Source organism: Pseudactinotalea sp. Z1732 (assembly GCF_049724975.1).
Taxonomy (GTDB): Bacteria; Actinomycetota; Actinomycetes; order Actinomycetales; family Beutenbergiaceae; genus CALKWS01.
On record NZ_JBMPQC010000008.1, the window covers coordinates 1 to 19,536 of the forward strand.

A 19,536-nucleotide genomic window follows, 5' to 3' on the forward strand; every position below is an offset into this window, starting at 1 on the left:
AGCCCGAACCCGACATCCTCGCCTGGCTCGCGACCCTATGAATATGCCGACCTTTCAGGCCACCGACAAGGCCCTGACCTGGGCCGATACCCCAAACATCGGCATAACCAGAAGGTCGGCATAAACGCTTTACTTCGAGGCCGATGAAGCCGACGGGTTTCGCGAACCAGGCTATTCCAAGGAGCGTCGCATAGACCCGCAAATCCTCATCGGACTACTCACCGATGCCAGCGGGTTCCCGCTGATGGTCAACTCCTTCAAGGGCAACGAGGGTGAGACCAAAACAATCCTGCCGGTGCTCGAGGCGTTCAAGGTCGCACACGAGTTATCCGATGTCACGGTCGTGGCCGATGCGGGCATGCTCAGCCACGACAACCGCAAAGCCATCGACGCAGCAGGCCTGTCCTACATCATCGGCCAGCGCATCCCCGAGATCCCCTACGTGATCGCCAAGTGGATGGAGAACCACCCCGACCAGGGGCCTGAGGATGGGCAGGTCTTCACCGCCAAAACCTTCTCCGGTCCGGCCGGAGCGCGCCGGGAAGGGCGCATCTACTACCAGTACCGCGCCAGGCGGGCCCGGCGGACGCTGCGCGGGATCGATGAGCAGGTCGCGAAAGCTGAACGGGCCGCGGCCGGGCGGGCTCAGGTCAAGCGGAACCGGTTCTTGACCCTCATCGATGAGGATCGCTACGTCAACCGGGAACTGGAGGCCAAGGCCCGCGCCCTGGCAGGCTATAAGGGCTACGTCACCAACCTGCTACCCGAGCGCGCCAGCGCGGAGTTCATCATTAGTGCCTACCATCGGCTCTGGCACATCGAGAAGTCCTTCCGGATGTCCAAACACGACCTGCCCGCCCGCCCGATATACCACCGGCTGCACGACTCGATCGAGGCGCACCTGACCGTGGTCTTCGCCGCCCTGGCCGTCGCACGTCGCCTGGAACACCTCACCGGCTGGTCACTGAAGAAGTTCATCACCACCGCCCGGCGCTACAAGACCGTCACCATCCGCGCAGGCGGCCAGGACATAACCGCCGCTGACCCCCTCCCCGAGGACCTCGCCGCCGCGCTCAAGGCGGTCCATCAAGGGGCACACTAAATTGAGCCAAGTCAGGTTTCCATGTGTCCATCTCGGACCCCAGTCTGTGTGTCGGTACTTCGGGATTCGTGGCCCCGTGGGCCAGATGACCATCGGTGCGGTCTCGTAGCACGAGAGTCGCACAGCTCTCACCATCGCGCATGTGGAAGGCGAAGCGCGTGGGAACTGCGGCACGAGAGGTGCTCACCGGCCTGAGGCAGTACCCGCGAAGAGGGGCCCGCTGGAACTCATCCGGCTGGGTTCGGTAACGAAGTACGCCCCCCGGGACTCGAACCCGGAACCCAGTGATTAAGAGTCACTTGCTCTGCCAATTGAGCTAGAGGCGCGCGTAAGTAGCGGGTAGTGATGCTAGCAGCAGCCGGACCGGTGCGGCGAACCCGAACGGCTGCTCGTGACCAGTCCCACACCCCTGCCCACGCCAGCCACCGCGCGTAGGCTGGCGAGATCGAGATCCCTGACGCAAGGAGCCTTTTGTGAATCGCCTCTCCCCCGGAGACGAAGCCCCCGACTTCACCCTGACCGCAGCCGATGGCTCGTCCTGGTCGCTGGCCGACCATCTCGCCGAGGCGACGAACGGCGTCATCGTCTACTTCTACCCTGCTGCCGGTACCCCCGGGTGCACCAAGCAGGCGTGCGACTTCCGGGACAACCTCGCGAGCCTGACCTCCCACGGTTACGCCGTCGTCGGGGTCTCCCCCGACTCAGAGGAGGCGCTCGCCGGATTCGTGGAGAAGGAGTCGCTGACGTTCCCCCTGCTCAGTGACCCCGAGCACGCCACCCTGGAGGTCTACGGTGCCTGGGGTGAGAAGAAGAACTACGGCCGCACCTACACCGGTGTGATCCGCTCCACCGTGGTGATCGCCCCGGAGGGCTCGGTGGCCCTGGCCCAGTACAACGTCAAAGCCAGCGGGCACGTCGCCAAGTTGCGCCGGGACCTCGGTATCGACTGAGGCCGTGGCGGACGTAGGCTTGTCCGCGAGCGCGAGTGGCGTAATTGGCAGCCGCGCAGGATTTAGGTTCCTGTGCCTTCGGGCGTGTGGGTTCGAGTCCCACCTCGCGCACCCGTCGCCCCGAGCCCGCCGTGGCGGGCGTGCCGGGCCAGCAGTAGGAAACCCGTGGCTGCGGCAAGGAGCGGGACCAGCGCCAGCACCGGCAGTGTCTGCGGCGACCACAGGTCGACCGCCGCACTGCCCGCTGCCGCGCCGAGGGCGATGCCCAGATTCATCGCGATCGGCATCAGGGATCCCGCCGTGGCCCGGTGCCGGCTGCCGGCCATGCTCATCACCCTGCCCTGCACCGCCGGGCCCACCCCGCCCAGCACCACGCCCCACATTGCGACCAGAACCACGTCCAGCACGGCGTGGCGGCCGAGGCCGACCAAGCCCCACACGCCGGCAGCCATCGCCAGTGAGACCACCACGGGCACGATCGTCGGGTAACGGTCACCGGTCAGACCCACCAGCACCAGGCCGCCGACCCCGACCGCGCCGAAGACCACGAGCAACAGCGGCGTCGGAACCGCACTGGGCGCCAGCACCTCAGCCACGAAGGTGAAGACCATGAAGTGCGCGGACAGCACGAGTCCGCCGAGCCCGGCGGTGGCCAGCACCGGCCACAACCGCACCGGCGCGGCCGTGCGCTGTATGCCGGTCACGACGACGGCGGTGTGCACACGATGCCGGGGCAGTACCACACCCACCGCCACGGCCGCTGCCAGCGCCGCAACCGCGAGGACGAGGAACGGCACCCGCCACCCGACGACCTGGGCGATGGCGTTACCGGCCGGGATCGCAACGACAGTACCCATGGTGCCGCCGAACAGCACGATCGCCGCTGCCCGGGCGATGTGGCGTTGCGGCACGATAGCGGCCGCGTGGGCGTTGATCAGCGACCAGAGCAGACCGGTGGCGCCCGCAGCGACCAGCCGTGAGGCCATTGCGGTGCCGTACGTATCGGCCGAGGCCGTCACCACCGTTGCGAGCGCCACCACCACCAGCGCCGCCGCGATCACCCTGGGACGCTCGAGCCGCGCGGTCAGGCGCGCCAGCGGCAGGCTCGCCACCACCACCGTGGCAGCCCAGGCCGAGACCAGCAGGCCCGCTTGCGCCAGGGAGACACCAAGCCCGTCGGCCATGTCCGGAAGCACCGCGGCCGGCATCATCTCGGCGCTGACGACGACGAAGGTCGTCAGTGTCATGGTGACCAAGGCCAGCCACGGAAGCCGATCGTCACTCCGGCCGGTCGTCCGCACGGGTACCACGCCTACGTCGCCGCGCTCGGAGGTCTCCTCGGTTCGGGCGTCCATGATCTCTCGGTTCATGCGCCCGATGCTAAAGTTTGACATTAATGTCAATGTCAAGGCGTGAGGGGTTTGTCGATGCGAATCGGGGAACTGGCCCGGCGCACGGGAGTGGCCCCCCGGCTGCTGCGCTACTACGAACAGCAGGGCCTGATCAGTGCCGAGCGGGCCGATAACGGCTACCGCACCTACCGCGATGCGGATGTGGCGAAGGTAGAACGGGTGGCCGGCCTCATCCGAGCCGGCCTACCCACCCGGCTCGTCCGGGCGATCCTGGACCTGGAGGCGCTGCCGTGCGAGGAGCTGGTGGCAACCTGCAGCCGGGACGTCGCGGAGAAACTGGCACGGGAACTAGCCGAGATCGAGGGCAGGATCGACTGCCTGTCCAGGAGTCGGGACACGATCCGGGGATTCCTCGGGCAGACCCGGTACGCCGTCCTCACCGAAGCCTGAGGGACTGTCCCGGCCCTCGGCGCTACCCGTTCGGTCCAGCGGTTTCAGTCCCGCTGGTTTGCGACCGGCTCCGTGCGTCGCTCCGTGGGATCGGTCGCCGCACTGAACGCCTGCCCCTTGCGGGTGATGATCAGGTAGCCACCACGCACCAGCAGCGGGATACCGAACACCGCGATCATGGCGTAGGCCATCGCGGTATAACCCACCGCGATCAGGTCGATGATGCCCACCTGGGCCAGGAGGAGCGCCAGCACCAGGGTGCCGACGGCGATGAAGCCGCCGGTACGGCGGTTCATCGGCCGGCGTTTGGCGTCCACCAGGTTCTGGTCCACTCGGGCGACCAGGGCGTAGATCATGCCCGTTGCGGTCTCGATCAGCGTCCAACCCACCACGATCCCGAACAGCACGACCACCCAGACCGCCTCCGGTCCCAGCATCACCAGCCAGGGCACGGTGGCATCGAAGACCTCCGCACTGGGGTAGAAGCCCATCAGGGCCATATAGGTGAGGAACCACGGCAGGGTCATGAACAATCCGGCCACGACTCCGGAGACCAGGGCGTGCCGCAGCCGGGTCTGCCGGCGGGCGGTGAACAGTGCGGCCGGGTAGACGGCGAGGTTGTATCCGACATAGAGGACTCCCGCCCACAGCACCGCCATCCACGAGATGTCCGGGTGCAGGGAGTGATCCACGGTGCGGAAGGTCTCGACAACCTGATCCCAGTTGCGGTTGATCACCAGGATCGCGAACATGATGTATCCCAGGTACAGCGCGGTGGTGCCCACGCTCTTGGTCTTCTCGATCAGGCCCTCGCCGTAGTAGATCAGCAGCCAGACCACCACGATCATGAAGATCACGCCGACCCAGTAATTGAACCCCATGGTCTGCTGCACGATCTCACCGGTGGCCGCAGCCATGATCGCGATGATCAGGATCGCGAGCATGATGTAGACGATGTCGAAGAGCCAGTACAGCGGCCCGATCAGGACGCGCAACAGCCGCCGGTAGTCGAACACCTGGAAGCGGCGCGCGATCTCGAACATCAGGAACGCCATCAGCCCGAAGCCGATGATGATCGCCACGCCGGCGATCCAACCCATGGCGCCGTAGGTCGCGCCGAACTCCACGATCTCCCGGCCGGTGGCATAACCACCGCCGATGAGCACCGACTGCAGGATCACCCCGGGCAGGATCAATCGCCCGTACCGACCCCCGAAGAACTTGCTGACCGTGGACTCTGCTGCGGGTGCGGACTCGGTCATAGTGCCACCTCCTCCTCGAGATCGAACCAGGTTATCGATGAACGCCGTCCGATGCCATGACCGGGCACCTGAGGCAGCAACACCCGGATTGGTAGTCTGCCGAGCGGTTCGCCGACGGGCGCAGGCACGTCCCGTTCACGTACGTCCCAAAACGGCGCCGGGCGCCGGAGGTCGAGAGGTTCACCATGAGCACCCCACGGTCGACAGCGCCCAGGGGTAGCGCCGCGCCGGTGCTGCGCGACGCGTTGATCGTGGCGTCGGGCGGGTCACTCGGAACTCCCGCGCGCTACGCCATCGACGCACTGCTCGGTAGCCCGGCCGGCTTCCCGGTGGCAACCCTGGCGGTCAACCTCACCGGTGCCTTCCTGCTGGGTGTGCTCGTGCAGCGGCTTGCCATGAGCTCTCACCTCGGCCGCACCCGCCGGCGACTGCACCTGCTGCTCGGCGCCGGGCTCCTCGGCGGCTACACCACCTACAGCCTGCTCGCCACTGACATCGCCCAGTTCCTGGTAGCGCAGCGCTACGCCGAGGCGATCGGATACGGCGGCGCCACCCTCCTGCTCGGTCTCGGGGCGAGCTGGGCCGGTCTACGGGTCGCAGACCCGCGGGCAGGGCGGCGATGAGTGGGCTCGGCACGGCCCTCGTCGTCGCGCTCGCCGGCGGGGTGGGTTCGGCGCTGCGATTCCTCGCCGATCGCGCCGTGCCCACCCGCGCGCGGGACCGGTATCCCTGGGGCACGATGATCGTCAACCTCACAGGTTCGCTGGCGCTCGGTGTGCTCACCGGGATGCTGCTCGACCACACGTGGGCCCCGGTACTCACCGTCGGCCTGTTGGGCGGCTACACCACGTTCAGCACGGCGAGTCTGGAGTGCCTGGAACTTCTCCGGCAGGAACGCCGCGCCGCGGCGCTGCTCCACGGCCCGGGCATGATCGTGGCCTGCACCGCCGTGGCGATCGGCGGAATCCTGCTGACCGCCACATGAGCGCGGCGGGCCCGAACGTGTTCTCGCCCGCGGACGGACCTGATCCCGACCTCGGGGCTACGCGGGCCGTCGGCCATCGGCTCGGGGCGGCCTCCCCGCCCCTCGAACGGCCGAGGAGCCTCAGTGCAGCACCACCGGCACCCGGGCCCAGCCGCCCACCGGAGGGATCTCGCGCACGGCCGGTTCATGGGCGTCCAGTTCGATCCAGGTGGTCTCCTGGAGCAGGACCTCGGTGAGCACCCGCAGTTCCATCAACGTCAGCCCGCGAGCGGGGCACACGTGCGGGCCGATCCCGAACACCAGGTTCGCCTCGGCGTGACCAGCCGGGTCGTACTCATCGGGGTCATCGAACACACGCGGATCCCGGTTCGCGGCGGTCCAGTTCAAGAGCACCTGGGTGTCCGCGTCCAGGGTGGTTCCACCCACCTGCACCTGTCTGGTGAGGCGTCGGCGGTTGGAGACGAACGGGTCATCGATGCGCAGGATCTCGTTAAGCGCGTCCTCGAACTCGGCCGGGGATGCGGTACTCAACTGCTCGCGCAGCCAACGCTGGATCTCGGAGTGGCAGGCCAGGTAGTGCACGATCACGCCCGCCGAGGTGGCCAGCGAGCCCAAGTCTCCGGCGGTGAAGTTGCGCAGGATGGAGACGACCTCGGCGTCGGTCAACGTACGTCCATCCACCTGCTCACGCATCAGCGCGCCGGTCACGTCGGTAACCGGGCCGGTCCGGCGCTCCGCGAGCAGGGAGCGGATCATGTCGTCGAACTCCTCGGCGACCGCCGCGGTGCGGGCCCGCTCCCCCGATCTGGTCGCAGCGTGGTTCCTGGCCATCCAGGCCACCAGGTCCGCTTCCAACTCGCTGGGCCAGCCCAACCACGCCGACATGGTGCGCACCGCGTAGGGAACGCCGATGTCGGTGATGGTCCTGACCAGCTCGCCGCGGGGCAGGTCCCGCACGATCGCGGTGGCCGTCGCGCGGCACTGACCCTCCTGGTCGGCCACCTCCTCCGGGCCGAGGTAGGAGTCCACGATCGCCCGGTAGTGCGCATGTTCGGGACCGTCGAGCCCGTTGGGGATCACCCGTCGGGTGGAGACCGTGCTGGAGAACGTCGCAGGGTCGGTAGCCGCGGCGACGACGTCGGCGTGTCGCAGGAGCATCACGTTCCCGTCCGTGTGAGCCACCGGGCACTGCTCCCGCATCTCATCGAGGATGACCCGCTGGTCCGTCCACGTGTGCTCCGCGTCGATCTCGACCGGGTCTCCCACTCCTGCCTCCTGGCTCGATGGCGAATGTCTCCGTCGCGACTTTACGCGGCTGCCTGCGGTGGTGCCGCTGGACGCCTGACCGGCCCGGGCACCACCGTGGCACGCCGGATGAACCGGGGCTTCGACGTCGTCGCCTCGTTTAGGTGCTAGTCTCGAAGACACCGAGCGGCGGATCACCGCCTCTCCTGCGTCGCAGAACGCTCCCTCATCACGCTGGGCGAAGCAACACCGGCCCGCGAGTGACTTTCTTCGGCGAACGGATGTGGCCACTGCCACCTTCGCCACCGGGCCCCCGGGCCCTCACCGGCATGACGCCGGCCCAAAGCATTGAGAGACGAACACTTGTCCCAGAACGACTTCGGCGCGCTCGGCGTGCCCTCCCCCCTGGTCGAGCGGCTCGCCGCCACCGGGATCACTTCAGCCTTCCCCATCCAGGTCGCCACCCTGCCCGACACGCTCGCCGGCCGGGATGTGCTCGGCCGCGGCAAGACCGGGTCCGGAAAGACCCTGGCCTTCGCGCTGCCGCTGGTGACGCGCCTGGCCCAGGCGAGCCGGCAACCGGCCGGGGGTCGGGGCCACGGCTCCGGTCGCACCCGTCCGGGCCATCCCCGCGGCCTGGTGCTGGCTCCCACCCGCGAACTCGCCACCCAGATCGCCGCGGTGTTCGAACCCCTGGCCGGTGCCTATGACCTGACCGTCACGACCATCTTCGGTGGTGTCAGCCAGAACCGTCAGGTCAGCGCGCTGCGCGCCGGTGTGGACATCGTGATCGCCTGCCCGGGCCGCCTCGAGGACCTGATGAACCAGGGCCACGCCAACCTCGGGGACGTGAGCATCACCGTCCTGGACGAGGCCGACCACATGGCCGACCTCGGCTTCCTACCGGTGGTCACCCGGATCATGAACCGCACCCCGTCGGGGGGCCAACGGATGCTCTTCAGCGCCACCCTGGACAACGGTGTGGACGCACTCGTGCGCCGCTACCTGAAGGACGAACTGCGTCACTCGGTGGACAGCGCCAACTCCCCGGTGTCGGCGATGACGCACCGGGTGTTCGAGGTGGCCGACGTGACCACCAAACGCGACGTGGTCCAGGCGCTGGCCTCGGGCACCGGGCGACGGATCCTGTTCATGCGCACCAAGCACCAGGCCAAGAAGCTCGCCCGCCAACTGACCGCCGCGGGCATCCCCAGCGTGGACCTGCACGGCAACCTCTCCCAGAACCAGCGCGACCGGAACCTCAAGGCCTTCACAGACGGCACCTCATCGGTTCTGGTGGCCACCGATGTGGCCGCCCGCGGTGTGCACGTGGACGATGTGGAACTGGTGGTGCACGTGGACCCGCCGGCGGAACACAAGTCCTACCTGCACCGCAGCGGACGCACTGCCCGGGCCGGGTCCGAGGGCAGTGTGCTCACCCTCGTGTTACCCGAACAGCGCCGGGACACCCATCAACTGATGCGCAAGGCCAAGATTTCGGTCAAGCCCGAATCGGTCACGGCCACCTCGGGCGCGGTGACCGCCCTCGTGGGTGAGGTCGCCGCCTATGTGGAGCCACCGGCACCGGCGCAGCCACAGCAGCGCGCCAACGCAGGGCGTGGTCGCTCCGGTGGCCGTGGTCGTGGTGGGGCCCCTCACGGCGGGTCCAGTTCGGGCGCCGGTGGCTCCTCCGGGCCGGGCCGGCGGCGTAGGTCCCGCGGGCACAGTCGCTCCGGGGCGCCCCGTGGCCGGGCAGGTGGCTCCCAGACGAGGTCGGCTTCGGTCTAGGTTCGACCGCCCGGCGCGGCTCAGTCGGCCGCGGAGGTCCCGTCGGATCGACGTCCCCGGGGTGCCCTCGGAGGGTTCGCGGCCACCGGTTGCGCCTGTTCGTCCCACCCATACGCTGAGAGTTCTTGCCGCCGGGCCACGGAAGGACCCGCTATGACCCAGCTCTGGTTCGCCGAACGCACCCTCCCCACCTTCGACGATCCCGACCTGTCGGCCCACTACGAGGTGGCCGTGGTAGGCGCCGGGATCACCGGTCTGGCCACAGCCGTGCTGCTGGCGGAGTTGGGGCATCGGGTGATCGTCCTGGAGGCGCGCACCATCGGCGCCGGCACCACGGGGGCTTCGAATGCGAAGATCTCGCTGGTGCAGGGCACCCGGTTCTCCTCCATCGCGGGCAAGCATCCGGCCGAGACGCTGGGCCAGTACGTCAGCGGCAACCGGTTCGGGATGGACTGGTTGCTGCGGTTCTGTGCCGAGCACGAGGTGGCGGTACAACACCCGGCGGGCATCACCTACGCCGCCGACGCCGGTGGGCTGGGCCAGGTGGAACGCGAGCACGAGTTGCTCACCGAGCACGGCCTGGACCCGTTCTGGCGCGATGAGGACGACGTGCCGTTCCCGTTCGCCGGCGGCACCGGATTGCCCGATCAGGCCCAGGTGAACCCGGTGGAGTTGCTGGCGGCACTGACCTCGGCTGCCGAGGCCGCCGGCATCACCCTGGCCACCGGGCACCGGGTGGTTTCGGTGGGCAGCGACCGCGACCCGACGTTGGCCACCACCAAGGGAGAGGTGAACGCCGATCGGGTGGTGTTGGCCACCGGCATCCCGATCGCCGACCGCGGCGGCTTCTTCGCGCGGGTGGTGCCGCAGCGCTCCTACCTGACGGCGGCGCACCTGCCGTCGGCAGGGCAGATGGACATGTACCTGGCGGTCGACACCGTTGGCTGGTCGGTGCGCACCGCACCGGCGGAGACGGGCCAGTGGGTGCTGGCCGGGGGGTACGCCCACGAGGTGGGTCATGCCGAGTCCGAGGCCGCCCGGCTGGAGGACCTGACCGGCTGGGCCCGCTCTCACTTCGGTGCGGACCCGGCGCACCGGTGGTCCGCCCAGGACTACCACCCGGTGGATGAGTTGCCCTACGTGGGGCCCTTGACCCCGACCGGCCGGCGGGTGCTGGTGGCCAGCGGGTTCGCCAAGTGGGGGTTGACGAACGCCCCGGCCGCGGCCGCGGTTATCGCCGGCCACCTGGGCGGCGCGGTGCCGGAGTGGGCGGATGCGTACCGGAGCTGGCACACCCACGAACTCTCCGGTGCCCGCTCCGGGGTGACTCACAACGTCAAGGTGGCGGGCACCCTGGCCGCCGACCGGCTCGCGTTCCTGCGCTCCCGGCAGGAGGACCCCTCCGAGGGCGCCGGGTGCGTGGCCCGCCAGGGGATGCAGGCGGTGGCCACCTCGACGGTGCAGGGCCGCACCCGCAGTGTCTCGGCGACCTGCCCGCACATGAGCGGCCTGGTCCGCTGGAACGACGCCGAGCAGAGCTGGGACTGCCCGTTGCACGGGTCCCGGTTCACCGCCGCGGGCGACCTGATCGAAGGTCCGGCCACGTCCGGCCTGGAGCCGGTCGACGACGAAACCGGGCCGGCCGGGAACGGGCCGGCCGAGAACCGCACCTGAGGTCCGCGGCCGACCCGGGCTGCGCGCGTGTGGCGGTCCGGCTAGGGGGTGGGTTGGCCACCGTTGACGTGGATGGTGGCCCCGAGCACGTAACTGGACTCGGAGGAGGCCAGGAACACATACGCGGGCGCCAGTTCCGTGGGCTGCCCGGCCCGGCCCAGCCCGACGTCCTTGCCGAAGTCGGGCAGTTTCTCGATCGGCTGGCCATCACTCGGTTGGATGGCCGTCCAGATCGGCCCGGGCGCCACGGCATTGACCCGGATGCCCTTCGGGGCGAGTTCCTCGGCCAGACCCTTGGAGAAGTTGTTGATCGCGGCCTTGGTGGCGGCGTAGTCCAGCAGCGTGGGCGAGGGCTGGTAGGCCTGGATCGAGGTGGTGTTGATGATGCTGGAACCCGGCTGCAGGTGCGGGAGTGCTGCCCTGGTCAGGCGGAACATGGACAGGATGTTGGCGGTGAAGGTCTCCTCGAGCTGGTCATCGGACAGGTCCGCCAGGCCCTCGATCGCCACCTGCTTGGCGGCATTGTTGACCAGGATGTCGAGTCCGCCCAACTCACGAACGGCCTCCTCCACCACCCGGCTGGGGTACTCGGGGTCCATCAAGTCGCCGGGGATCTGCACCACCCGCTGACCTGACTCGGTGATGATGCGTGCCACGTTGGCCGCGTCGGTCTCCTCCGCTGGGAGGTAGGCGATCGCCACGTCCGCTCCCTCACGGGCGAACGCCACGGCGGTGGCGGCCCCGATCCCGGAGTCGCCGCCGGTGATCAAGGCCTTGCGCCCCTTGAGCCGACCGGTGCCGCGGTAGGTGTGCTCGCCGATGTCGGGCACCGGGTCCATTTCCGCTTCCAGTCCCGGTTCGGGTTGGCGCTGCTCGGGCGGGCTGATCGAGGCGAATCGTTCGACCGGGTTGGTGAACTCGAGCTGGTCGGTGGCCATGTGTTCCTCCGTGTTCGTCGTCGGGGTTTCCTACTGCTTGTCCCGGTCGTTGGACCGCGAGTGCGCTCAGGCCATCGGATCCAGGACGACCTTGATGCAGCCGTGGAGCTTCTTCTGGAACATCTCGTAGGCGTGCGGTGCCTCTGCCAGAGGCAGCCGATGGGTGCGCAGGTCCAGCACACCCAGGGGGTCGGCCGGGTCGGTGACCAGCGGCATCAGGTCATCCACCCATCGGCGTACGTTCGCCTGGCCCATCCGCACGGTGAGCTGCTTGTCGAATGCGGTGAGCATCGGGATCGGGTCGGCCGTGCCGCCGTACACGCCCGAGAGGGAGATCGTTCCTCCACGACGCACGGTGTGGATCGCGCTGTACAGGGCGGCGAGCCGGTCCAGGCCGGCGGTCTTCAGCAGAGGCGCCGCCACGGCGTCGGGCAACAACCCGACCACTTTCTGCGCGGCCCCGGCGACCGGTGACCCGTGCGCCTCCATCCCGACGGCGTCGATCACCGAATCCGGTCCGCGCCCCTGGGTGAGGTCACGCACCACGGCACCGAGGTCGTCGATGTCGCGCAGGTCCAGGACGTGCGCCCCGTGCCGCTGGGCCATCGCCAGCCGTTCCGGCACCAGGTCCGCGGCCAGGACTGTCTCGGCCCCGAGGTGGCGGGCGATCCGGGCCGACATCTGCCCGATCGGTCCCAGCCCCAGCACCAGCACGCTGCCGCCGGCGGGGATGTGCGCGTACTGCACCGCCTGCCATGCGGTGGGAAGCACATCGGAGAGGTACAGGTACCGCTCGTCGGGTTCGTCGTCGTCGGGCACCTTGATCGGCCCGAAGTCGGCGTGCGGCACCCTCAGGTACTCGGCCTGCCCCCCTGGCACCTGGCCGTACAGCGCGCTGTAGCCGAACAGCGCGGCACCGGTGCCGTGCTCGCGTACCTGCGTGGTCTCGCACTGGGTGTGCAGCCCGTTGTCACACATCCAGCAGTGACCACAGGCGATCTGGAACGGGATCACCACCCGGTCCCCCGGTTTGATGTGCTCCACCTGCGCGCCCACCTCGGTGACCACGCCCATCGCCTCATGGCCGATCACATCACCCTGCGTCATGAACGGGCCCAGCACCGCGTACAGGTGCAGGTCCGAGCCGCACACGGCGGTGGAGGTCACCTGCACGATCGCATCGGTGGGCTCCCGTAGCCGCGGCGTCGGCACCTCATCGACGCCGACCTTCTCCTTGCCTTGCCAGACGACTGCGCGCATCGAAGGATCACGACCTTCCCTGGGTCAGAGGTGCTACGGGTGGGCCCCGCCCCGGATCCGCTGGCATCGGGGGTTGTCAACGTAGGTCAGGTCCACCACGGCTGCACGTCGGAGCGACTCGGGTCGCGCCGGGCCGGTTGCTGGGTGATCCTGAAACGGACCGACATCGGCAACATAAGGGAGCGCATCATGGCTACCTGCGACACCTGCGGCAACAGTTACGACAAGACGATGACGATCACCCGCGACGACTCTTCGGGGGTGTTCGACAGTTTCGAGTGCGCCATCCACGCCATGGCACCCACCTGCGCACACTGCGGTGTGCGGATCCTGGGCCACGGGGTGGAGGCCGACGACGTGATCTACTGCTGCGCGCACTGCGCCCGTGGGAGCGGGGAGGACCAGGTGCAGGACCGCGCCTGAGGAGGGCACGTTCCCGGGCTCGGGCCCGACCGTCGGCGGTCAGGGATCGCCGCCGGCTTGCGTCATCGCCGCCTACGGCCTGCAGTCGCGCGCGATTCTCAGACGGCGTCGCGGCCCATCCGGAGCAGCACCTTGCCCGGGTCCATCTGCCCGGCTGCCATCTCGGCGAAGACCTCAGGTGCCTGGGCGAGCGGGACCTCCCTGCTGATCAGTTTGCCCGCGTCCATGCCCGCCTGGCCGAGGAGGTCCACCGCGTGGGCGAACACCTCCCGGCTGTAGCAGAAACTCCCCACCAGGTGGCGCTGGCCGGTGCTGATCGCGAACGCCGGGATGCTCACTCGCGGGGTACCCATGCCCACCAGCACCACGGTGCCCTGCGGCCCCACGGAGTGCAGGCAGTCGGCCAGGGTGGCATCCACGCCGACGGCGTCGACCGCCACCTGGGCGGGCCCGTCCAGGATCTCCAGCACCTGCTCGCTCGCCGGACCCTCGGCCGGGTCGATGGTGGTGGCGCCCAGTTGCTCGCACAACTGTCGCCGACCCTTCACCGGCTCACTGACCACCACGTGCTCGGCACCGGCGCGCAGCGCTGCCAGCACCACGGCCTGCCCGATCGGCCCACCACCGGTCACCAGCACCGTGCTACCCCCGGAGATACCGCCCTGGCGCACCGCCTGGACGCCCACCGCCAGCGGCTCGGCGAGGGCTCCGTGGGCGAGTGGGACCCCTTGCGGCAGCGGCAGCACGTTGCCGGCCGGTACGACGATCTGCTCGGCATAGGCCGAAACGATCTCCGGCGCCACCCCGATCACCTTGCCCGAAACGCAGTGCTGTTCGGCGCCCCGGGCGCACGCGGGGCACTCCCCGCAACTCAGCGCCGGGTTGAAGGTGACCGCCTGGCCGATCGCCAGCCCTGCGGCGCTGGCGGCCGGACCGGCGTCCAGGACCTGCCCGACCGCCTCGTGACCCATCACCTGCCCGGGCACGCGCCGACCGTTCTCGCCGGTATAGCCGTGCAGATCCGTGCCGCAGATCCCGGTATAGGCAAGGGCGATCACGACGTCGTCGCCGTCAACGACCCGCGGGGCGGGACGTTCGTCAATGGTCAGGTGGTGGAAATCTGTCAGGACCAGGGTTCGCATCCACCACAGCGTATTCACTCCGGCGCGGGTGCGCAGCGAATGGGACAGTTGCGGGCCCACCGGCCCAGGCCACTCAGGCCACGTGCTGCCCCTCGAGTGCGAAGGCCTGGACTCGGACCTGCTCGTGCAACCGCTCCAAATCATCGGCCTGCCGGGCGGCGAGCTCGGCCAGGTCCGTGAAGAGTTCCTCGGGCAGGCCCAGGTCGTCGGCGTAGGTGGCCAGCACCTGCCAGCCGGAGCGTTTGCCGATCACGGCACTGCGCATCAACTCCAGTTCCAGCAACGGCGTCATCGGGGATGTCTGCAGGACCCGCCGGTTCATCTTCAGTCGGCCCAGCCGTTCCCCCACGGCCGCCAAGACCTTACGCGGGCTTCGTTGGTGCAGGCCCAAGGTGTCCACCACGTCGCTGAGGAAGGCGTGCTCACCCTCGATCTCGGCACTGATACGGGCCAGTTCCGGCCCGAGCCGGGTGGTGGCGTACTGGCGGGCCATCTGGCCGATCCGGTCCCGTCCGGCGGTCGCACCGGTCAGGTGGTCGGACAGGTACAGGCTCAGCAGCGGTGCGTTGATGTGGTCCGGCACACCGTCACGTCCGGCCTCCTGCGGCAATGTCGGGCGCGGCCGGGAGGGTGTCATCGTGGTCGCCGCCGCTTCCTCCATGTGCCCGAAACTTCGCACGCCGGGCACCATGACCGGGGTGGGGGTGCCCTCCGATCCGGCCAAGCCGCGCAACATCTCGGTCAACGTCTCCTCGGCGCCATGGCGTGGCTGCCAACCCAGGCCGCGCAGCCGGGAGGAGTCCATCATCGGCAACTCCCGCGCCATATCCACCCACCCCTCATCGGCAGCGGCCAGTCGCGCCTTGTGGCCCAGCGCAAGCAGCGGCCGCACCAGACCCCACGGCACCTCCACGGTGCGTCCGCGGCCCACCAGGCGGCCCAAGGCGGCCACGTCCAGCACCGGCTCGGCGGCGGCGTTGAACGCTCCGCGCTCTCCGGCACGCAACACGGTCAGGTAGGCCTCGGCGGCGTCCTCGGCGTGGATCACCTGCACCTGCAGTCCCTGCGGGAGCGGCACCACCGGCAACGTGCGCGGGGACAACACCTGCGGGGGGATGAACGGGCCGATGAAGTACCGCGTGATCGCGGCCCCGGCCTCGCGCTGGAACACCAGGGCGGTGCGCATCCGCGCCACGGCAACCTGGGGATGGGTTGCTTCGAAGTCATCCAGAACGCGCTCCTGGGCGGCCTTGTCCACGCTGTAGTGGGAGGAGCGCACCCCACCGGCGGACCAGGTCTCATCACGCCGTTGCTTGTCCGGGTCCGGGCTGTAGACGGCCCAGGAGGAGGCCACCAGCAACTGGCCCACCCCGGCCCGCCCGGCCGCCTCGGCCACCCGCCGGGTGCCATCCACATTCACCTCACGCAACTGGTCCCGACGGGTGTTCGGTTGGATCTGCCAGGCGAGGTGGATCACCGCATCGGCGCCGGTGAACAACTCGGTGAGTTCGTCCACGACGTGCTCGCCCTCGGCGATGTCGACGGCGGCCCACTCCACCTGCCCGTACGGCTCGGCGTCGGTGACCGGTGGACGGCGTGCGATGCCGAGCACGGAACCGATCTCATGGTCGCTGTTCAGGGCCCGCAGCACGGCGGTTCCCACGTTGCCACTGGCTCCTACGACGACGACTCGGCTCATCCGTCCACGCTAAGCCCATCGGATGGACGCGCAACTCGGCCCCTCAGGTGACCAGGCGCAACAGCGCGGTGACGATGATCGCCACCGCGAAGGCCACCAGGAACCCGAACCGCAGCAACAGTGCGATCATGGCGGCGCCCACACCGGCGAGCACCCGCCAGTCCACGTCGAAGGAGCGGTCCCCGGCGGCGAGTTCGGTGACGATCAGGGCCGAGAGCATCGCAACCGGCAGGTACCGTGAGATCGCCTGCACCAGCGGGTGCTCCAGCACCGTCTCCGGCATCGCGGTCCCGGCCAGTTTCAACAGGTAGCACCCCACCGCGGCCACGATCGTCGCGATCCACAAGGCGCTCATCGCCGGCCTCCCCCGGACTCCGTGCCGGGTTCCTCACCCGTGCTCGCCGGAGCGGCACCCTCACCATGGTGTGCCTTGTCCTTGCGCACCTCAGCCAAGCCGGCCAGCACTGCGATCGCGACCGCGGCGAGCACCGGCACCCCCGGCGGTACCAAGGGGATCAGGACCAGGGCCAGCGCCACCGACCCGGCCGCCACCCAACGCGCCCGCGCGGTTCGCAGCGCAGGCCACAGCAGCGCCAGGAATGCCGCCGGGGCCGCCGCGTCCAGACCGAACGTGGCGGTGTCCAGCACGCTGCCCAGCAGCGCCCCGGCGGCACTGCCGGCGTTCCACAGCAGGAACATCGCCGCGCCACTTGCCCAGAAGGCGAACCGTTTGGCCCGTGGGCTGCGCTGGGCGATCGTCATCGCGGCGGTCTCGTCGATCGACAGGTGCCCGGACAGGAACCGGCGCCACCCCTTCGGACGCAGGATCTGGGCGATCGTGACGCCGTAGAAGGTGTTGCGCACCCCGAGCAACAGGGCCGCCGGGATCGCTGCGAAGGGAGAACCGGAGGCCACCACACCGACGAAGGCGAATTGGGAAGCCCCGGAGAACAGCACCGCCGATAACAGCATCGTCTGCGCCACGCTCAGTCCCGAAGCCACCGATACGGCACCGAAAGACAACCCGAAGGCGGCAGCGTAGATGGCCAGGGCGATGGCGGCCCGGACGATCTCGGCTCGCTCGACCAGCGGCTCGCGGGGGTCGAGTTGCCCGGCTGCTCCGCCGAGCCCGGCGGATTCGGCCCGGGCCCCCGGCCCGTGGGTCTGAGATTCGTGCACATCTGGATTCTCACACCTGTGCCGACCGGAACGGAACCGGCGTCCACCAGCCGGCCGCCGGGGCGCTAGCGTGGTCGCAGCACAAGTACGCAGCAGAAGCCCAAGGCGGAGGACGTGATGAGCGAGATCGCATCGGATGACATCAACACCTGGTTCGCGCCCGATGAACTGGCGAGGATCAGGCGTCGGTTGCCGATCGTGTACGTCGACGCGGTGCCGGTGCGGGTGGACGCCGACGGCACCATCCAGCAGGTGGCGCTGCTACTGCGTACCCCGCGCGATGAGACCATCCAGCGATCACTGGTCTCGGGGCGGGTGATGTATCACGAGCGGCTGCGCGATGCGCTGTCGCGACACCTGGACAAGGACCTGGGGCCGATGGCACTGCCCCGGCTGCCGGTGTCCCTGGTGCCCTTCACCGTGGCCGAGTACTTCCCCACCCCGGGGATCACGCCGTACCACGACCCGCGCCAGCACGCCGTATCGCTGGCTTACATCGTGCCGGTCGACGGCGACTGCGCGCCCCAGCAGGACGTGCTCGACATCACCTGGCTCAGCCCGGAGGAGGCGCTGAATCCCGGCATCCAGGCCGAGATGGTCGACGGGCACGGGGCGCTGGTCCGCCAGGCCCTGTCCCACGCCGGCCGGATCGTCTGAGGTCGCGCTCGGGCCCTGCGACGCGATCAGGGCGGGCTGGGCTCAGCCCAGCAACGGGCCCAGGTGGGTGGCCAGGGCCCGGAATGCCTGCCCCCGGTGGGAGATCGCGTTCTTCTCCGTGGGGCTCAGTTCCGCGCAGGAGAGGTCCTGCCCATCCGGGACCAGGATCGGGTCATATCCGAACCCTCCGCTGCCCCGCGGTTCGGTGAGAAGGACCCCGGGCAGGTAGCCGTGCTCGACCACGTCGGTGCCCTCGGGGGTGGCCAGAGCCGCGGCGCAGACGAACCGGGCGCGGCGGTGCTCCGGGGCGATGTCGGCCAGTTGATCCAGCAGCAGGTTCAGGTTCGCGGTGTCGTCACCGTGGCGACCGGCCCAGCGCGCGGAGAAGATACCCGGGGCCCCGCCGAGGATGTCCACAGCCAGGCCCGAGTCGTCCGCCACGGCGATCAGGCCGGTGTGCGCGGCGACGGCACGGGCCTTCAGCAGTGCGTTCTGGGCGAAGGTGACCCCGGTCTCGGCGACGTCCGGGGCGCCAGCCTCACCGGCCCCGATCACATCGCCGGCCTCGAGCAGCCCGGACAGGATCTGCCGGAGTTCACCGACCTTGTGCTGGTTGTGCGTGGCCATCACCACGCGGGGCCGGCTCACCGGCCCAGGACGCCCGGGATCGATCGAGGGGCCACGTCAGCGGACAGCGCCTGGCGCTGGCGGTCGGTCAGGTCGGCACAGCCCAACGCGGCCAGATCCAGTAGTTCCTCGAGCTGGGTACGGCTGAACGGCTCCCGCTCCGCGGTGCCCTGCACCTCCACGAACCCGCCGGACCCGGTCACCACCACGTTCATGTCGGTGTCCGCCCGCGCGTCCTCGGGGTAGTCCAGGTCCAACATCGCTACTCCGTCGACCAGACCCACGCTGACGGCGCAGACCGAGTCTGTCAACACCGTGGTCTTGGTGGAGATCGCCTTGTTCTGCTTGCCCCAGGCGACCGCGTCGGCCAATGCCACGTAGGCGCCGGTGATCGCCGCGGTCCGGGTGCCGCCGTCGGCCTGCAACACGTCACAGTCCAGCATGATGGTGTTCTCCCCGAGCGCGCCAGTGTCGATGATGGCGCGCAGCGAGCGTCCGATCAGGCGGGAGATCTCGTGGGTGCGTCCCCCGATCTTGCCCCGGACCGACTCCCGGTCCGAGCGGGTGTTGGTCGATCGCGGCAGCATCGCGTACTCCGCGGTCACCCAGCCCTTCCCCGACCCCCGGCGCCACCGGGGCACACCCTCGGTGAAAGAGGCGGTGCACAACACCCGGGTGCCGCCGAACTCGACCAGGACCGAGCCCTCGGCCTGATCCGACCAGCCCCGGGTGAACCGCACCGGCCGCAACTCGGTGGTAGATCGACCTTCGGTGCGCTGGACTGTCATGGTTACCGACCCTAA

19 protein-coding genes, 2 tRNA genes and 1 pseudogene are annotated in these 19,536 nt (G+C 69.3%); 10 read left to right on the forward strand and 12 right to left on the reverse strand.

Annotation, left to right across the window (positions count from 1 at the left end):
* Nucleotides 1–124 precede the first annotated feature (124 nt).
* A pseudogene (locus tag ACPL7H_RS14005) lies at nucleotides 125–1,102 on the forward strand (IS1634 family transposase); the annotation flags it as partial.
* 253 nt (nucleotides 1,103–1,355) lie between these two features.
* Here ACPL7H_RS14005 and ACPL7H_RS14010 read toward each other — a convergent pair.
* A tRNA-Lys gene (locus ACPL7H_RS14010) sits at nucleotides 1,356–1,428 on the reverse strand.
* A gap of 147 nt (nucleotides 1,429–1,575) precedes the next feature.
* On the opposite strand from ACPL7H_RS14010, the gene bcp reads away from it, so the two are divergent.
* A complete protein-coding gene (gene bcp / locus ACPL7H_RS14015; RefSeq protein WP_424797484.1) occupies nucleotides 1,576–2,052 on the forward strand; it encodes a thioredoxin-dependent thiol peroxidase in 477 nt (158 codons plus the stop codon).
* A 29-nt stretch (nucleotides 2,053–2,081) separates the two neighbouring features.
* Nucleotides 2,082–2,163, forward strand: a tRNA-Leu gene (locus ACPL7H_RS14020).
* On the opposite strand, the gene ACPL7H_RS14025 is transcribed toward ACPL7H_RS14020, so the two are convergent.
* The gene (locus ACPL7H_RS14025) at nucleotides 2,115–3,446 is read right to left on the reverse strand and encodes an MFS transporter (RefSeq protein ID WP_424797593.1); all 1,332 of its coding nucleotides are present in this window, start codon (nucleotides 3,444–3,446) and stop codon (nucleotides 2,115–2,117) included. The genes ACPL7H_RS14020 and ACPL7H_RS14025 overlap by 49 nt on opposite strands.
* 33 nt (nucleotides 3,447–3,479) lie before the next feature.
* Between ACPL7H_RS14025 and ACPL7H_RS14030 the strand changes: the two genes are divergently transcribed.
* Nucleotides 3,480–3,854: a MerR family transcriptional regulator gene (locus ACPL7H_RS14030; RefSeq protein WP_424797485.1), complete on the forward strand. Its 375-nt coding sequence runs from the start codon at nucleotides 3,480–3,482 to the stop codon at nucleotides 3,852–3,854.
* 44 nt (nucleotides 3,855–3,898) lie between these two features.
* On the opposite strand, the gene ACPL7H_RS14035 is transcribed toward ACPL7H_RS14030, so the two are convergent.
* The gene (locus ACPL7H_RS14035; RefSeq protein WP_424797486.1) at nucleotides 3,899–5,116 is read right to left on the reverse strand and encodes a hypothetical protein; all 1,218 of its coding nucleotides are present in this window, start codon (nucleotides 5,114–5,116) and stop codon (nucleotides 3,899–3,901) included.
* Between the two features lie 185 nt (nucleotides 5,117–5,301).
* Here ACPL7H_RS14035 and ACPL7H_RS14040 point away from each other — a divergent pair, with 185 nt between their 5' ends.
* Nucleotides 5,302–5,739 carry a fluoride efflux transporter FluC gene (locus tag ACPL7H_RS14040; protein ID WP_424797487.1) on the forward strand — a complete coding sequence of 146 codons (438 nt, stop codon included), beginning with the start codon at nucleotides 5,302–5,304 and terminating at the stop codon, nucleotides 5,737–5,739.
* The gene (locus ACPL7H_RS14045; RefSeq protein ID WP_424797488.1) at nucleotides 5,736–6,101 is read left to right on the forward strand and encodes a fluoride efflux transporter FluC; all 366 of its coding nucleotides are present in this window, start codon (nucleotides 5,736–5,738) and stop codon (nucleotides 6,099–6,101) included. Before ACPL7H_RS14040 ends, ACPL7H_RS14045 begins: the two co-directional genes overlap by 4 nt.
* A gap of 120 nt (nucleotides 6,102–6,221) precedes the next feature.
* Here the strand turns inward: ACPL7H_RS14045 and ACPL7H_RS14050 are convergent, their stop codons facing one another.
* On the reverse strand, nucleotides 6,222–7,367 hold the full coding sequence (locus tag ACPL7H_RS14050; protein ID WP_424797489.1) for a cytochrome P450: 1,146 nt from the start codon (nucleotides 7,365–7,367) through the stop codon (nucleotides 6,222–6,224).
* A 342-nt stretch (nucleotides 7,368–7,709) separates the two neighbouring features.
* Here ACPL7H_RS14050 and ACPL7H_RS14055 point away from each other — a divergent pair, with 342 nt between their 5' ends.
* The gene (locus ACPL7H_RS14055) at nucleotides 7,710–9,134 is read left to right on the forward strand and encodes a DEAD/DEAH box helicase (protein WP_424797490.1); all 1,425 of its coding nucleotides are present in this window, start codon (nucleotides 7,710–7,712) and stop codon (nucleotides 9,132–9,134) included.
* Between the two features lie 153 nt (nucleotides 9,135–9,287).
* Nucleotides 9,288–10,808, forward strand: a complete 1,521-nt coding sequence (locus ACPL7H_RS14060; RefSeq protein ID WP_424797491.1) for an FAD-dependent oxidoreductase — start codon at nucleotides 9,288–9,290, stop codon at nucleotides 10,806–10,808.
* Between the two features lie 41 nt (nucleotides 10,809–10,849).
* Here ACPL7H_RS14060 and ACPL7H_RS14065 read toward each other — a convergent pair whose 3' ends face one another.
* Nucleotides 10,850–11,746, reverse strand: a complete 897-nt coding sequence (locus ACPL7H_RS14065) for an SDR family oxidoreductase (protein ID WP_424797492.1) — start codon at nucleotides 11,744–11,746, stop codon at nucleotides 10,850–10,852.
* A gap of 66 nt (nucleotides 11,747–11,812) precedes the next feature.
* On the reverse strand, nucleotides 11,813–13,006 hold the full coding sequence (locus ACPL7H_RS14070) for a zinc-dependent alcohol dehydrogenase (RefSeq protein ID WP_424797493.1): 1,194 nt from the start codon (nucleotides 13,004–13,006) through the stop codon (nucleotides 11,813–11,815).
* Between the two features lie 189 nt (nucleotides 13,007–13,195).
* On the opposite strand from ACPL7H_RS14070, the gene ACPL7H_RS14075 reads away from it, so the two are divergent.
* Nucleotides 13,196–13,429: a hypothetical protein gene (locus ACPL7H_RS14075; RefSeq protein ID WP_424788230.1), complete on the forward strand. Its 234-nt coding sequence runs from the start codon at nucleotides 13,196–13,198 to the stop codon at nucleotides 13,427–13,429.
* Nucleotides 13,430–13,527: 98 nt separating this feature from the next.
* Here ACPL7H_RS14075 and ACPL7H_RS14080 read toward each other — a convergent pair whose 3' ends face one another.
* The 4 genes from ACPL7H_RS14080 to ACPL7H_RS14095 form a co-directional block, all read right to left on the reverse strand.
* Nucleotides 13,528–14,571: a zinc-dependent alcohol dehydrogenase gene (locus tag ACPL7H_RS14080; protein WP_424797494.1), complete on the reverse strand. Its 1,044-nt coding sequence runs from the start codon at nucleotides 14,569–14,571 to the stop codon at nucleotides 13,528–13,530.
* Between the two features lie 73 nt (nucleotides 14,572–14,644).
* A complete protein-coding gene (locus tag ACPL7H_RS14085) occupies nucleotides 14,645–16,270 on the reverse strand; it encodes an NAD-dependent epimerase/dehydratase family protein (RefSeq protein WP_424797495.1) in 1,626 nt (541 codons plus the stop codon).
* Between the two features lie 43 nt (nucleotides 16,271–16,313).
* Nucleotides 16,314–16,625 (reverse strand): AzlD domain-containing protein, encoded by a 312-nt coding sequence (locus ACPL7H_RS14090; RefSeq protein WP_424788233.1) that lies wholly within the window; start codon nucleotides 16,623–16,625, stop codon nucleotides 16,314–16,316.
* Nucleotides 16,622–17,449: an AzlC family ABC transporter permease gene (locus tag ACPL7H_RS14095; RefSeq protein WP_424797496.1), complete on the reverse strand. Its 828-nt coding sequence runs from the start codon at nucleotides 17,447–17,449 to the stop codon at nucleotides 16,622–16,624. Before ACPL7H_RS14095 ends, ACPL7H_RS14090 begins: the two co-directional genes overlap by 4 nt.
* Nucleotides 17,450–17,566: 117 nt before the next feature.
* Between ACPL7H_RS14095 and ACPL7H_RS14100 the strand changes: the two genes are divergently transcribed.
* Complete coding sequence (locus ACPL7H_RS14100) at nucleotides 17,567–18,106, forward strand: NUDIX hydrolase family protein (RefSeq protein WP_424797497.1); 540 nt, start codon at nucleotides 17,567–17,569, stop codon at nucleotides 18,104–18,106.
* Nucleotides 18,107–18,148: 42 nt separating this feature from the next.
* Here ACPL7H_RS14100 and rdgB read toward each other — a convergent pair whose 3' ends face one another.
* Nucleotides 18,149–18,733, reverse strand: coding sequence for an RdgB/HAM1 family non-canonical purine NTP pyrophosphatase (rdgB, locus tag ACPL7H_RS14105; RefSeq protein ID WP_424797594.1), 585 nt, complete (start codon nucleotides 18,731–18,733; stop codon nucleotides 18,149–18,151).
* Between the two features lie 17 nt (nucleotides 18,734–18,750).
* The gene (gene rph / locus ACPL7H_RS14110; protein WP_424797498.1) at nucleotides 18,751–19,521 is read right to left on the reverse strand and encodes a ribonuclease PH; all 771 of its coding nucleotides are present in this window, start codon (nucleotides 19,519–19,521) and stop codon (nucleotides 18,751–18,753) included.
* Between the last annotated feature and the right edge of the window lie 15 nt (nucleotides 19,522–19,536).